At 71.8% G+C, this 12,381-nt stretch carries 15 protein-coding genes; 10 read left to right on the forward strand and 5 right to left on the reverse strand.

All coding sequences use genetic code 11. The features are described 5' to 3' along the window. Nucleotides 1–27 precede the first annotated feature (27 nt). Together SSP24_RS14985 and SSP24_RS14995 are read right to left on the reverse strand one after the other, a co-directional pair. Nucleotides 28–243 (reverse strand): hypothetical protein, encoded by a 216-nt coding sequence (locus SSP24_RS14985; RefSeq protein ID WP_141310016.1) that lies wholly within the window; start codon nucleotides 241–243, stop codon nucleotides 28–30. A 288-nt stretch (nucleotides 244–531) separates the two neighbouring features. Beyond that, complete coding sequence (locus SSP24_RS14995) at nucleotides 532–1,647, reverse strand: PucR family transcriptional regulator (RefSeq protein WP_167529592.1); 1,116 nt, start codon at nucleotides 1,645–1,647, stop codon at nucleotides 532–534. Between the two features lie 336 nt (nucleotides 1,648–1,983). On the opposite strand from SSP24_RS14995, the gene SSP24_RS15000 reads away from it, so the two are divergent. The 7 genes from SSP24_RS15000 (at nucleotide 1,984) to SSP24_RS15030 (ending at nucleotide 7,410) form a co-directional block, all read left to right on the forward strand. Then, nucleotides 1,984–2,172: a hypothetical protein gene (locus SSP24_RS15000; RefSeq protein WP_141310019.1), complete on the forward strand. Its 189-nt coding sequence runs from the start codon at nucleotides 1,984–1,986 to the stop codon at nucleotides 2,170–2,172. A 58-nt stretch (nucleotides 2,173–2,230) separates the two neighbouring features. Then, the gene (locus SSP24_RS15005) at nucleotides 2,231–2,656 is read left to right on the forward strand and encodes a DUF3040 domain-containing protein (RefSeq protein WP_141310020.1); all 426 of its coding nucleotides are present in this window, start codon (nucleotides 2,231–2,233) and stop codon (nucleotides 2,654–2,656) included. A 61-nt stretch (nucleotides 2,657–2,717) separates the two neighbouring features. Beyond that, nucleotides 2,718–4,106, forward strand: coding sequence for a Na+/H+ antiporter NhaA (gene nhaA, locus SSP24_RS15010; protein WP_141310021.1), 1,389 nt, complete (start codon nucleotides 2,718–2,720; stop codon nucleotides 4,104–4,106). Between the two features lie 19 nt (nucleotides 4,107–4,125). Next, nucleotides 4,126–5,256 carry a site-2 protease family protein gene (locus SSP24_RS15015; RefSeq protein WP_141310022.1) on the forward strand — a complete coding sequence of 377 codons (1,131 nt, stop codon included), beginning with the start codon at nucleotides 4,126–4,128 and terminating at the stop codon, nucleotides 5,254–5,256. Between the two features lie 83 nt (nucleotides 5,257–5,339). Then, nucleotides 5,340–6,332: a dihydroxyacetone kinase subunit DhaK gene (gene dhaK, locus SSP24_RS15020; protein WP_141310023.1), complete on the forward strand. Its 993-nt coding sequence runs from the start codon at nucleotides 5,340–5,342 to the stop codon at nucleotides 6,330–6,332. Between the two features lie 45 nt (nucleotides 6,333–6,377). Next, complete coding sequence (gene dhaL / locus SSP24_RS15025) at nucleotides 6,378–6,977, forward strand: dihydroxyacetone kinase subunit DhaL (RefSeq protein WP_141310024.1); 600 nt, start codon at nucleotides 6,378–6,380, stop codon at nucleotides 6,975–6,977. A 22-nt stretch (nucleotides 6,978–6,999) separates the two neighbouring features. Next, nucleotides 7,000–7,410, forward strand: a complete 411-nt coding sequence (locus tag SSP24_RS15030; RefSeq protein WP_141310142.1) for a PTS-dependent dihydroxyacetone kinase phosphotransferase subunit DhaM — start codon at nucleotides 7,000–7,002, stop codon at nucleotides 7,408–7,410. Nucleotides 7,411–7,503: 93 nt separating this feature from the next. On the opposite strand, the gene SSP24_RS15035 is transcribed toward SSP24_RS15030, so the two are convergent. Next, entirely contained in the window at nucleotides 7,504–8,130 is a 627-nt protein-coding gene (locus SSP24_RS15035) for a TetR/AcrR family transcriptional regulator (protein WP_141310025.1), read from the reverse strand. Nucleotides 8,131–8,259: 129 nt separating this feature from the next. Between SSP24_RS15035 and SSP24_RS15040 the strand changes: the two genes are divergently transcribed. Continuing rightward, a complete protein-coding gene (locus SSP24_RS15040) occupies nucleotides 8,260–9,021 on the forward strand; it encodes an SDR family NAD(P)-dependent oxidoreductase (protein WP_141310026.1) in 762 nt (253 codons plus the stop codon). 37 nt (nucleotides 9,022–9,058) lie between these two features. Here the strand turns inward: SSP24_RS15040 and SSP24_RS15045 are convergent, their stop codons facing one another. After that, nucleotides 9,059–9,760: a glycoside hydrolase family 75 protein gene (locus SSP24_RS15045; RefSeq protein WP_141310027.1), complete on the reverse strand. Its 702-nt coding sequence runs from the start codon at nucleotides 9,758–9,760 to the stop codon at nucleotides 9,059–9,061. Between the two features lie 361 nt (nucleotides 9,761–10,121). Here SSP24_RS15045 and SSP24_RS15050 point away from each other — a divergent pair, with 361 nt between their 5' ends. Both SSP24_RS15050 and SSP24_RS15055 read left to right on the forward strand, forming a co-directional pair. Then, the gene (locus SSP24_RS15050; protein WP_141310028.1) at nucleotides 10,122–11,102 is read left to right on the forward strand and encodes a fibronectin type III domain-containing protein; all 981 of its coding nucleotides are present in this window, start codon (nucleotides 10,122–10,124) and stop codon (nucleotides 11,100–11,102) included. A gap of 165 nt (nucleotides 11,103–11,267) precedes the next feature. After that, nucleotides 11,268–11,804 carry a hypothetical protein gene (locus SSP24_RS15055; RefSeq protein ID WP_141310029.1) on the forward strand — a complete coding sequence of 179 codons (537 nt, stop codon included), beginning with the start codon at nucleotides 11,268–11,270 and terminating at the stop codon, nucleotides 11,802–11,804. Nucleotides 11,805–11,817: 13 nt separating this feature from the next. Here the strand turns inward: SSP24_RS15055 and SSP24_RS15060 are convergent, their stop codons facing one another. Further along, nucleotides 11,818–12,369 (reverse strand): PadR family transcriptional regulator, encoded by a 552-nt coding sequence (locus tag SSP24_RS15060; protein ID WP_141310030.1) that lies wholly within the window; start codon nucleotides 12,367–12,369, stop codon nucleotides 11,818–11,820. Nucleotides 12,370–12,381: the final 12 nt, after the last annotated feature.

Below are 12,381 nucleotides of genomic sequence, written 5' to 3' on the forward strand. Positions count from 1 at the left end.
CGGGGAAGGTCAGTGGCCTACCACCGTTCAGTGCGCGTCCGGATCACTGCCGTACGAGGAACGCGCCCGTTCGGCGCAGGCGGGCGGAGCGTTGGAGCCGTCCTTCGAGTGCGCGGCACGCGTACCCGGGTCGAAGCGGACCTCGCCGTCGACCCGGTCGCGCAGATCCCGTTCGAGAGCACGGGCGTCGACATGTTCCGACGAGCGGCGGACGACGGGCAGGGGGAGATCCACCTGGTTCATGGGCCATAGCCGCCGCGGACATCGCTCCCCCAAGGGCTGCATTCGTCTCCGCTCATCACTATTGTTAAAGAATGCGTAAAGCAGAGGGCAAAGAGCATGAGACCGGTCCGCAAGGTGTGCTGACGTGCCCCGTCTGCAAACAGCCCGTGGACACGATCGTCAAGCGGCGACACAAGACGCTCGGGCTCTTCGTGCCCGTGTGGCACCCCGCGCCCTGCCGCAACCCCGACTGTCCCGAGTACTTGGAGCCCGCGGAGGAGACTTCGTCCTCGGACCACTCGTAGCGCCTCAGTCGGAGGGTTGCAAGGGGAGTGCGGGCCAGTTGAGCAGGCGTGCTCCGAGGGTGGCGGTCTGCAGGGTGTAGCGCTGGTCGGGGATGGTGGGGTCGTAACCAGTCAGGGTGCGGACGCGGGCCATTCGGTAGGCCACGGTCCGGACGCTGAGGCCGAGGCGTCGTGCGGTCACGGTGTTGGTGCAGCCGCTGTCGAAGTACGTGGTCAGGGTGTGCAGAAGCGTGCCCGGCCCGCCGCGGGCCCGCTCCAGACCCCCGAGCACCGTGGCCACAAGGTCGGTGATCGCCGCTCTGTCCCGGCCGAGGACCTGGAACACCAGCAGGTCCGACGCGTGGATCACCGGGCGGGAGACGGCAAGGCGGTGGGCTAGGTCGAGGGTCTCGCGGGCTTCGCGATACGAGCGGACGACACCGTTCGCCCCCGGCCGGGAGCGGCTGACGGCGACCTGAGGATGCCGGGCGATCGAACGCTGAACGTGCTCGGCGAAGTGGTCGGCGGCGGTCGTGCCGCTTCCGGCGCAGATGCAGATCAGCATGCCGTCCTTGGCGGCGACCAGGCTCTCCCAGGCGTCGTACCCCGAGGCCATGGCCTCTTCGACGTACCGGGTGGCCGGGTCCGCCGCACCGAACGGTGCCTCGGCCCGGGCCACGGCGACGCGGTGTGGGCCCGCGAACCGGAAGCCGATGCGGTGGGCCTGCTCCGCCATCCGGCCGAGATCGCCTGCACCGTGCAACAGCTCGTCGAGGAATGCCTGCCTGATCTCCTCTTCCCGCCGGATGGCCGCCCGGTGAGCGGCCTCGTACCCCTCGGTGAGCGTGACCGCGACGTCCCGGATGGGCCGTAGCGCGTCCGCCGGGATCGGCGCCGAGGCCTGGCGATCCTGGGCTGCCCCGGGCGCAGAGCGTGAGCAAGTCCGGCACAGAGCGCCCAGGTATGTGTCGATGAGTTCGCGCAGCGGGGTGCCGTTGTCGGCGGCGTGAGCTGCCGCTTCACGCAGCCGGGCACGATCCTCGGCGTCCAGATCGCCGGTCCGCACCAGGGCCTGGGCCAGCAGCTCCTCATGGGGCGGTGCACCCCATGTCCCTGCGTGGGGACCGCTGCTGCCAGCCATCGGGGCCACCCCATTTGTCCGTTCCGCGAGCTTCGAGTTTACCGTCACTTTGCCGACCCTCGGCAAGGTGGCGCACCTCCAGATGTCCGCCGATGTCTCTTCGCGGGCCGTATTCGGGCAGGTCAGCCGGGTAGTCCGCAAAGTAGGGCCGCCGCCCATCGGTTCCAGGAACCAGGGGGTACCGCACTCGTGCCCCGAACTCGCCCCACTGGTCTCGTCCGGAGACTCGCCACAGTCCTCCAGACAGCGCTCGGCTGCCCGCTCGCCGCCCCGGGGATGCGCGCGGCCGAGACGCCGAGCGTGCTTCTCACGCGGGTCAACGGTGCAATCAGCCCCGTGGGCAACGACGCGGTCGACCTCTCGGCGCCGTCGTGCGATGGCCTCCTCACCGAGTTGGACGGCCGTCGCGTCTTGGTCGGTCCGCAGGGTGACATCGGCGGCCTGCTCCTGCTGATCCTGGCGGGGGCCTCGTTCGCCGCGGAAGTGCTCACGCCCGGGTCGGTATCAGGACCGGGCAAGTCGTAGTCCTCGACCGCCGTCGACCCGTTTCGGCCCGTTCCCCCAAGGCTTCGAGGAGGTTGGCATGAACCCCGAGATGGACGAGGAACGCGTCCTCGCACAGCTCGAACGACGTCTTGCCCAGGACGATCCCGCCCTGGCGGCGACCATGGACGCGCTCAACGAGCAGTTTCCCGACGAGCCCGGAGCGCAGGCCGCCGACAGCGAAGAGCAACAGCGCAATTGGCGGCGAACCGCCGCCATAGCCTGCGCCGTCGTCGCCTTCCTGGGTCTCTTCCTCACCGCGGTGTTCAACAACAATCCGCAGCAGGCCGACAGGGACCCGCCACCTCCCAAAGGCGTGGTGCCGGGCGTCTCCGAACACACCCAACGCCGCTCCCCACGCCGGCGCCTCCGGGAACCGGGCAGACGACCACTGCCCACCGACCTACCGACGGCATACCCGGGGGAACCGTGCGCGCACGTGATCTTGCACAGCTCACCGGTGTGATCGACGAGCCGCACGCCGAGGCCATCCGGCCACATGCACCACCCGAAAGGCATCCGACCGCATGCCCCACCGCAACGGCAGGCCCCACACGTTCCTCGGCCGTCTCCCCCTGCCGGAGCGCACCTTCGTGGCAGACGCGCTCCGCACGGAGACCGTCGGCGGCATCGTGCTGCTCACCGCGGCAGCGGCGGCACTGGTCTGGGCGAACACGCCGCTGAGAAACGCCTACGAGGCGGTGCGGGACTTCCACTTCGGTATCGGGGCGCTGGGCCTGGACCTCTCCGTGGCCCACTGGACGGCGGAAGGGCTCCTGGCGATCTTCTTCTTCGTCGCCGGGGCCGAACTAAAACGCGAACTGGTCGTCGGGGAACTGCGCGACCCCAAGGCGGCGACCGTGCCGGTGGTCGCGGCACTCAGCGGCATGGCCGTACCCGCCCTCGTCTACGGAATCGTCGCCACGGCCGGCGGGGGAACCTGGAACGGCTGGGCCGTCCCCATGGCCACCGACATCGCCTTCGCACTCGGCGTGCTCGCCGTGATCGACACCCACCTGCCCTCCGCGCTGCGCGCCTTCCTGCTGACCCTCGCGATCGTCGACGACCTGGGCGCCATCATCGTCATCGCCCTCTTCTACACGTCAACCATCCACCTCCCGGCCCTCCTCGGCGCCGCCCTCGGGCTCGGCCTGTTCTACGTCCTGCACACGCGAAAACACGTACACGGCTGGTACTGGTACGTCCCCCTGGCTCTGGTCATCTGGGGCCTGACCCACGCCGCCGGCGTCCACGCCACGGTGGCCGGAGTCGCGATGGGACTGCTGCTGCGCGCGGCCAAGGACGGAACGGTGGGACACCGCCCGGCCGAACACATCGCCCACTTGGCACGGCCGATCTCCGCGGGAGTGGCCGTACCGCTCTTCGCCCTGTTCGCGGCCGGCGTGAGCATGTCCGGCGACACACTCGGAGCCGTGATCACGACCCCGGAGCCACTGGGCGTGGCGCTGGGGCTGGCGGCGGGGAAGGTCCTGGGGGTCTTCGGCGGAACGTACCTCGCCATCCGTTTCACCCGTGCCCAGCTCGGTCCCGGCCTGGCGTTGGCGGACGTATTCGCCCTGGCCGTGCTGGCCGGGATCGGCTTCACCGTCTCGCTGCTGATCGGGGAACTCGCCTATCCGGACCCGGTGGACCAGGAACACATCAAGGCCGCGGTCCTGGTCGGTTCACTGACCGCCGCGCTCGTGGCATGCGTCCTGCTGAGACTGCGGAACAACAAGTACAGGCGGTTGTACGAGGCGGAGACCGCCGACACGGACGCCGACGGCATACCCGACATCTACCAGGCCGACGACGCTACCGCACTGCACGGCGGCGATCTCGCTCCCGAGAACCCGCACGCCGACCGCCCGCACCGAAGCCGCAGACCCGGCAGTCCGTCCGAGAGCGACGGATGACGGTCGGCAGGAGACAGCCATGAAGAACTCGCTACCCATCGGACGGGTTTCCGGGGTCCCGCTGCGGATCCACTGGACGGTACCGCTGCTGGTGTTCCTGTTCGGCTACGGCCTGGCCGGCGGGACGCTGCCCGCCTGGCTCCCGGGACGGTCCACGATCGCGTACACCGTCGCGGGGCTCGTCGGCGCCCTGTTGCTGCTGCTGAGCCTGCTGGCACACGAGTCCGCGCACGCCGTCACGGCTCGGCGCAAAGGCATAACCGTCCACAGCGTCACCCTCTGGGCGCTCGGCGGCATGACCGAGATGGAGAAACCCACCGCCCCGGGCGCGGCCTTCCTCGTCGCCGTGAGCGGGCCGCTCACCAGCCTGATCGCCGGTGGAGCGGCGCTCGGCGCGGGAGTGGGACTGAGCGCGGGACCGGGCTGGCAACTGCCCGCGGCCGTGCTGGTGTGGCTGGGCTGGGCGAACCTCCTGCTGGCAGTGTTCAACCTCCTGCCTGCCGCCCCGCTCGACGGCGGACGGGTCGTGCAGGCCGTGATGTGGTGGCGCACGGGTGACCGCGAGCGGGCCGAACGGACGGCCGGCCGCAGCGGACAGATCCTCGGCATTCTGCTCATCGTCCTCGGCTGGCTGTTGTTCTTGCGCGGCGCCTGGAGCGGACTGTGGCTGGCCCTCATCGGCTTCTTCGTCGTGATCGCCGCCAAGGCCGAGCTGCAACAGGCGTCCCTGACCTCGGCGCTGAAGGGGCTACGAGCCACCGACGCCATGTCCAGCCCGGTCGAGACCGCCCACGACTGGATGACCGTGCAGCGTTTCATCGACGGCCCCGCGATCGAGGCCCGCCACTCGGCGCTGCCCCTGCTGGACTTCGACGGCAGCCCCAGCGGCCTGCTCCGGCTGCCGCAGCTGACCCGAGTCCCGGCACCGGAGCGGGAGACACTGCGCCTGCGCGACGTGGCCACTCCCCTGTCCCAGTGCACCACCTGCGCACCGGACGACCTGCTGGAGGAAACCCTCAAACAGCTCCGCCCGGCGGGCGGCCTGCCGATCCTCGTCCTGGACGGCCGCCATCTCACGGGAATCATCACCGCACACGACATCATCCGCCTCACCCAGCGCCTCCGACTGCGCAGGAACGGGGCCGGATGACCGTCCACGTGACCTTCGGCGCCGCAAGGTCGATACTGCCGACAGCAGCCCTCCCCCTATCTGGACCGCGCCAGGAGGCACCGATGAAGATCCTCATGAACGTACCGGAGACCGTCGTCGCGGACGCCCTGCGCGGTATGGCGGCGGCCCATCCGGAGTTGACCGTCGATGTGGAGAACCGGGTGATCGTACGGCGGGACGCGCCCGTCGAGGGCAAGGTCGCACTCGTCTCCGGTGGGGGCTCGGGGCATGAGCCGCTGCATGGCGGGTTCGTGGGGCCCGGGATGCTGTCGGCCGCCTGCCCCGGGGAGGTTTTCACCTCCCCCGTACCGGACCAGATGGTGCGGGCGGCGGCGGCCGTGGACAGCGGGGCCGGGGTGTTGTTCGTCGTGAAGAACTACACCGGTGACGTGCTCAACTTCGACATGGCCGCCGAGCTCGCCGAGGACGAGGGCATCCAGATCGCCAAGGTGCTGGTCAACGACGACGTGGCCGTCACCGACAGCCTCTACACCGCCGGTCGGCGGGGCACCGGCGCCACGCTGTTCGTGGAGAAGATCGCCGGGGCCGCCGCCGACGAGGGGCAGCCGCTGGAGCGGGTCGAGGCGATCGCGCGGCAGGTCAACGAGGTCTCGCGCAGCTTCGGGGTGGCACTGAGCGCCTGCACCACGCCCGCGAAGGGCAGCCCCACCTTCGATCTGCCGCCCGGTGAGCTGGAGTTGGGCATCGGCATCCACGGCGAGCCCGGCCGGGAGCGGCGGGCGATGATGACCTCGCGCGAGATCGCCGACTTCGCGGTGAACGCCGTACTGGAGGACCTGAGCCCGCGCAATCCCGTCCTGGTCCTGGTCAACGGCATGGGGGCGACCCCGCTGCTGGAGCTGTACGGCTTCAACGCCGAGGTGCAGCGCGTGCTCGCCGAGCGCGGCGTCGCCGTCGCCCGCACCCTCGTCGGCAACTACGTGACCTCCCTCGACATGGCCGGCGCCTCGGTCACCCTGTGCCAGGTCGACGAGGAGTTGCTGCGGCTGTGGGACGCGCCGGTGCGGACGCCGGGGCTGCGCTGGGGTATGTGACACGGCGACGGGACGATCAAGGCACCTACCACGCAAGGAGACCCAGTGCTCGACGCCGACTTCTTCCGCCGTTGGATGACGGTGACCGCCGCGTCCGTGGACCGCGAGGCGGAACGGCTCACGGCCCTCGACTCCCCCATCGGGGACGCCGACCACGGCAGCAATCTGCAACGCGGGTTCACTGCCGTGACGGCGGCGCTGGAGAAGGAGGCCCCGGACACGCCGGGCGCCATCCTCATCCTGGCGGGGCGGCAGCTGATCTCGACGGTCGGCGGGGCCTCCGGGCCGCTGTACGGCACGCTGCTGCGCCGCACCGGCAAGGCGCTCGGGGACGCCGCCGAGGTCGACCGGGCACAGCTCGCCGACGCGCTGCGGGCGGGCGTGGACGCCGTGATGACGCTCGGCGGGGCCGCGCCCGGCGACAAGACGATGATCGACGCCCTGGTGCCGGCGGTGGACGCGCTCGGCGAGTCCTTCGGCGCGGCGCGGAACGCCGCCGAGCACGGCGCGCTGGCGACGATCCCGTTGCAGGCCCGCAAGGGCCGGGCCAGCTATCTGGGCGAGCGGAGCATCGGGCACCAGGACCCGGGTGCCACCTCGTCGGCGCTGCTCATCGCGGGGCTCGCCGAGGCGGCCGATGAGTGACGAGAAGATGAGTGCCGAGAAGATGAGTGACGAGAAGCTGGTCGGGATCGTGCTGGTGTCGCACAGCGCGCAGGTCGCCGCGTCCGTGGCCGAGCTGGCGAAGGCGCTCGCGGGCGGCGCTACGGCGGTGCCCGTCGCCCCGGCGGGCGGCACCGAGGGCGGCGAGCTGGGGACGAGCGCGGAGCTGATCGCCGCCGCGGCCGCGTCCGTGGACCGGGGCGCCGGGGTCGCCGTACTCACCGACCTCGGCAGCGCCGTCCTCACCGTGAAGGCGCTGCTGGCCGAGGGCGACGAACTCCCCGCCCAGTCGCGCCTGGTGGACTGCCCGTTCGTCGAGGGCGCCGTCGCCGCGGTCGTCACGGCGGCCACGGGAGCCGACCTGGACGCGGTGGCGGCGGCGGCCTCGGAGGCGTACAGCTACCGCAAGGTCTGACACCCGGGCCGACCCCTCCGCTGACGGCGGCGGAGGGCGAACGGGCGGTCATCTCCCGCCCGTCCCCCTCCGCCGCCGTATCGGCTCACCGCCTCACCTCAACCCCTCCGCGACCACGCCCAACGCCGACCGCACCGCCGCCTCCAGCTCATCCCCCTGTGCCCCGCGCCCGGCGTCCCGCCACGCGTAGTGCTCCACGGCCGCCCGCAGGGCCGCGTTGAACATCGCCGCCTGGATGGCCGCCCGCGGATCGTCGGCCGGGAGCCCGGCCCGCTCGGCGAGGGCGCGGGCGAACGCCGGTTCGGCCTCGTCGTACGTCTGGAGCCAGACCGCGCGCAGGCCCGGCTCGGTCCGGGTCAGCCGTACCAGCGGCCCGAGGATCGAGCGCTCGGGACCGGCCACCAGCTCGGGCTCGCCCGCGAGCGCCCCGTCGAAGGCGGCGACGAGCGGCTGTCCCGGCCGCCAGTCGCGCAGACACCCGACGAGCATCTCTATCCCGGCCGAGAACAGCGGCCGTACGCAGCTCTCCTTGCTCGGGAAGTACCGCCACACCGTACGCGCCGAGACCCCGACCGCCTGGCCGATCTGCTCGCCGGTGGTCGCGTGGACGCCCTGACGCACGAACAGGTCCACGGCCGCGCGGGCGATCCGCAGCCGTATCTCGGCCTTGCGCGCTTCAGTCAGCGGTGGTCGGCCCGTGCGTCCATGGGCTGCGGCCATCTGGTCCTCCGGTGCCGGGGAAGGGGAAACGGTCTTGCGGAATTCTCCACCAAGACTTTATGTCACGCAGAGACACTAAGCCGTACGGTAGGACCGCACACGCCTCCCCTCAATCCCAGGAGCACCCGTATGACCATTGGACTGGACGGCCGCAGCGTCATCGTCACCGGAGCGGGCTCGGGCATCGGGCGCGCCGCCGCCCTGGCCTTCGCAGCCGAAGGCGCTCGAGTCGTGGTGGCGGACCTCAACGCCGAGGGCGCGGAGGCGACCGTCAAGGAGATAGCGGAGGCGGGCGGCACCGCCGTCGCCGTCACCGGCGACCTCAGTGAGCAGGCCGTCGTCGACCGGGTGACGCGGACGGCGGTGGAGCGCTTCGGCGGGGTGGACGTGCTGGTGAACAATGCCGGGATCATGGACCGCATGTCGGCGCTCGCGGATGTCAGCGACGCGGAGTGGGAGCGGGTCATCCGGGTCAACCTCACCGCGCCGTTCCTGCTCACCCGGGCGGTGCTGCCGCACATGCTCGCCGTCGGCCGGGGCGCGATCGTCAGCACCGCCTCCGAGGCGTCCCTGCGCGGCAGCGCGGCCGGTGCCGCCTACACCGCCTCGAAGCACGGGGTGGCGGGGCTGACGAAGTCCCTCGCGGTGATGTACCGGAAGCAGGGCATCCGCGCGAACGCCATCGCCCCGGGCGGCACCAGCACCGGCATCGCCGTCGACGCCGAGCAGGGCGCGCACGGGCCCTCGACCCTCGGCCCGCACTTCGTCAACCTGGGCAGGCTGGCCCAGCCCGAGGAGCAGGCCGCCGCCATCGTGTTCCTCGCCTCGGACGCGGCGAGCAACATCAACGGCGTGATCCTGCCCGTCGACGACGGCTGGTCCGCCGTCTGACGGTCACTCAGCCACCGCGGGCAGCCGTGACGGCCGCTCACCCACCATCCACGAATCGCCGCGCCAGCCGCTCCCCCTCCGCCACGGCGGCAGCATGGCTCCCCAGGGGCGAGACCTGCGAGTCCTTGAAGATGATGTAGGTGACACCGGAGTCCGTTCCCCCACTCAGCGGGTCGGGCGGGATACCGAGGGCCCGGGCGGCGGCGTACGACGCCTCGCCGATGACCTCGCGCGGCCCGGTGTCACCGACGACCGCGTACTGCACCCGGCCGCGATGGATGACGGCGGCCACCGATCCGCCGCGCACGCCGTGCTCGCGGTAGTCCCAGATGCGGCTGGGGACGGGCACGACGACGTAGGGGAGGCGTTCGGCGTTCAGGTGACGGCCGTCGGAGGTCTGGAAGGCCGTGCTGGCGGCGAAGTACGGGTCGGCGCGGCGGTTGCAGCGGCGGCCGGGGCGGCCGTCGCAGTCGATGTCCATGTCGGCCGTCCAGAAGACGGCGTCCCGGGTGCCACAGACGGGGATGGTTCTGGGCCGGCCGGCGTCGGTGCGGTAGCGGCCACTGGACACGGGGGTGCAGTCCCGCAGCTTGGCCAGCAGGTCGGCCGCCTGGACGGCATCCTCGGCCGGTCTCTCCTGCCGGGAGCGGGGTTCCTTGGGCGGGTGGGCGGTCGAGGGGGTCGCCGGGGCGAGCAGGGCGGCACCTGCCGCGGCCAGGGCGAGCAACTGGACACGCACGATAAGAAACTCTCTGATGGGGGACACTGACGGTCACTCAGCACCATCTGATGCTGTCCCTGATCATGGGGCCACCCGAGGGGTCCGGAGGGTGCACGCCACGCTGTCCACCAGGGGCCGGGGCCCGAGCCCGTGTCGGCTCGGTCTCCCGGCCGCCCCGGCCGGCGCGGGATCAGCGACGACAGCGGTCCGCGCCCGCAGCACGAACTTCCCCTCGCTCAGGGAGAGTTCGGCCGTGCTCGCTTCAGCATACGTAACCGTGCCGGGCGCTCAGGAAGGCACCGCCCTCTTGATGTGATCGCGTCAGTCACGTCATATTGGTCCGGACCATTGCCGACGTGCCGTCCCGGGAGGCCGAGTCGTGCGACGCGTTCCCGTCCCCGCTGCCCTGGCCCTCGGCGTCCTGCTGCTCGTCCCGTCCTGCGGCTGGGGCGGTACGGCGGACGGCGACGAGGGACGGCTGCCCGCCGCGCCTACCGGGGTCACCGCGGCGGCGGGCAGCGCCACCAGCGTCCATGTGATGTGGAACGCGGTGGCCTCGGGCGACATCAGCGGCTACGAGGTGTACCGCGACGCCACGAAGGTCGAGGAGGTCCACGGCTCCGAGCACATGGTGGACGTCACCCGGCTCAGGCCGTCGACGACGTACGTCTTCACCGTGCGGGCCCGGGACACCGAGGGGCGGCTCGGGCCGCGCAGTCGTGCGGTGCGGGCGCGGACACCCGCCGCCGTCGCGGCCGACACCTCGGCCCCCTCGCGGCCGGGCGGGACACGGGGGCGGGCCGCCGGGAGCCGGGCGGTGCAGTTGTCGTGGGCCGCTTCGACGGACGACCGGGGCGTGGCGTCGTACGAGGTCTACCAGGGCAGCACGAAGATCCACAGCGTGGGCGGGGAACAGACCGCGACCGTGGTGACGGGGCTGCGGCCGGGCACCAGCTACACCTTCACGGTGCGGGCGCGGGACGCAGCGGACAACGTCTCCGCCGCCGGCGCCGCCGTCCGGCTCACCACCGCGCCGGGCACGGACGACGGGCGGGACACCGCGCCGACCGACTTCCGTGCGACGACCCGGCGCGCCGACGGGGCCTACCACCTCGACCTGTCGTGGGTGCCGCCCGAGGCGGACGGAGTGATCACCGAGTACCAGGTCCACCTCGACGGCCGTCCGGCCACCTCCCTCGTCTGGGGCGGGACCGCGCCCCGGGGCAGGGCGACGTACAGCTTCTACGTCGGGCGGGAGGCCGGGGTGAGCCATCGGGTGCGGCTGCGCGCCCGGTTGCCGGACGGCACGTGGGGCGGCTTCTCGGCGGAGCGGACGGTCACGACCGGCGGGGGGCGCTGAGGGCCCGGTTATCCCCCGGGCGGCGGAGTCCGTCACCTGTGCGGGTGCGGTCCGCATGCGGGACGGGCCGGGGGCACGTTGGCTACCCATGAGGCAGCACGGGCGTTCCCCGACCTCGGCGGCGCAAGGGATGTACCGCCAACCGTGCCGCCGGAGGGCAGTCCCATGCGTACTTCTCAGCCTCTGCTCGGGGCGGCCGTGGCGGCCGCCGCGCTGCCGCTGGCCCTGGTCGCCGGACCGGCCGCCGCGAACTCCGGGATCTCGGTGAGCACCCGCGGCTCCACGGTCTCGGTGACGACCAGCGCCTGCACCCTGTTGAACGGCAGGTGGGGCACCGCCTCGCTGCTCAGCAGCGGCCAGGCGACCTTCGCTCAGGGCCGCCAGGTGGCGTTGTCCGGCAGGACGACCGCCCTGCAGAGCTCGGTCTGGTCGAACGTCAGCCCGGGCACGTACACGGTGATCGTCATTTGTTCCAACGGCAACACCGCCGGCACCCAGTCCGTCATCGTCTCCCCCGGGTCCACGCCGACCATCTCGGCGACGTCCACGGCCTCGCCCACGCGCGGTGTGGTCGGCGGTGTCGGCGGCGCCAGCCGGGACTACGGCACGCTGACGCTCGTGGGGGGTGGGGCGCTGGTGGGGACCGGGGTGATCGCCACGGTCTGGTTCCTGCGCCGCCGCTCGAAGCCGTACCGGCTCTGAGGCACACCCGCGCTCACTTCGCGTCGCGGTCCGGAATTTCGGCGAACTCCGCCAGGGCGTGCTCCAGCCACCCCGTCCAGAACGTCTCCAGGTCGATACCGGCCCGCAGCACCAGATGCTGGAGCCGGTCCTGGGGGCTGTCCTTGCCCGGCGGGAAGTCGCGCCGTTCGATCTCCTCGTACTCCGCCAACTGCCGCCGGTGCAGATCGAGATGGCGGCGCAGATCGGCCACGATGCCCTCGGTGCCGACCACGGCCGCGGCGCGCAGCCGCAGCAGCAGCGGGTCGCGGTGCGGCCTGGGGTCCTGTGCGGCGGCGGTCCAGCGGGCCAGTTCGGCGCGGCCCGCGGGCAGTACCTCGTAGTTCTTCTTCTGCCCGCGCACCGGCTGCTCGGCGGGCAGGGCCCGGATCAGCCCCTCGGCCTCCAGTTTTCCCAGCTCGCGATAGATCTGCTGATGCGTCGCCGACCAGAAGTAGCCGATCGACCGGTCGAAGCGGCGGGTCAGCTCCAGCCCCGAGGACGGCTTTTCGAGCAGGGCGGTGAGGATCGCGTGCGGGAGTGACATGGGGGCCATCCT

Origin of the sequence: Streptomyces spinoverrucosus, from assembly GCF_006539505.1 — a bacterium.
Lineage (GTDB): Bacteria > Actinomycetota > Actinomycetes > Streptomycetales > Streptomycetaceae > Streptomyces > Streptomyces spinoverrucosus.

What these genes read in the sequence shown, in the direction of transcription:
- SSP24_RS14985 (WP_141310016.1), bottom strand. Translation starts at nt 243, where the DNA reads ATGAACCAGGTGGATCTCCCCCTGCCCGTCGTCCGCCGCTCGTCGGAA.
- SSP24_RS14995 (WP_167529592.1), bottom strand. Translation starts at nt 1,647, where the DNA reads ATGGCTGGCAGCAGCGGTCCCCACGCAGGGACATGGGGTGCACCGCCC.
- SSP24_RS15005 (WP_141310020.1), top strand. Translation starts at nt 2,231, where the DNA reads ATGAACCCCGAGATGGACGAGGAACGCGTCCTCGCACAGCTCGAACGA.
- nhaA (WP_141310021.1), top strand. Translation starts at nt 2,718, where the DNA reads ATGCCCCACCGCAACGGCAGGCCCCACACGTTCCTCGGCCGTCTCCCC.
- SSP24_RS15015 (WP_141310022.1), top strand. Translation starts at nt 4,126, where the DNA reads ATGAAGAACTCGCTACCCATCGGACGGGTTTCCGGGGTCCCGCTGCGG.
- dhaK (WP_141310023.1), top strand. Translation starts at nt 5,340, where the DNA reads ATGAAGATCCTCATGAACGTACCGGAGACCGTCGTCGCGGACGCCCTG.
- SSP24_RS15030 (WP_141310142.1), top strand. Translation starts at nt 7,000, where the DNA reads ATGAGTGACGAGAAGCTGGTCGGGATCGTGCTGGTGTCGCACAGCGCG.
- SSP24_RS15035 (WP_141310025.1), bottom strand. Translation starts at nt 8,130, where the DNA reads ATGGCCGCAGCCCATGGACGCACGGGCCGACCACCGCTGACTGAAGCG.
- SSP24_RS15040 (WP_141310026.1), top strand. Translation starts at nt 8,260, where the DNA reads ATGACCATTGGACTGGACGGCCGCAGCGTCATCGTCACCGGAGCGGGC.
- SSP24_RS15055 (WP_141310029.1), top strand. Translation starts at nt 11,268, where the DNA reads ATGCGTACTTCTCAGCCTCTGCTCGGGGCGGCCGTGGCGGCCGCCGCG.
- SSP24_RS15060 (WP_141310030.1), bottom strand. Translation starts at nt 12,369, where the DNA reads ATGTCACTCCCGCACGCGATCCTCACCGCCCTGCTCGAAAAGCCGTCC.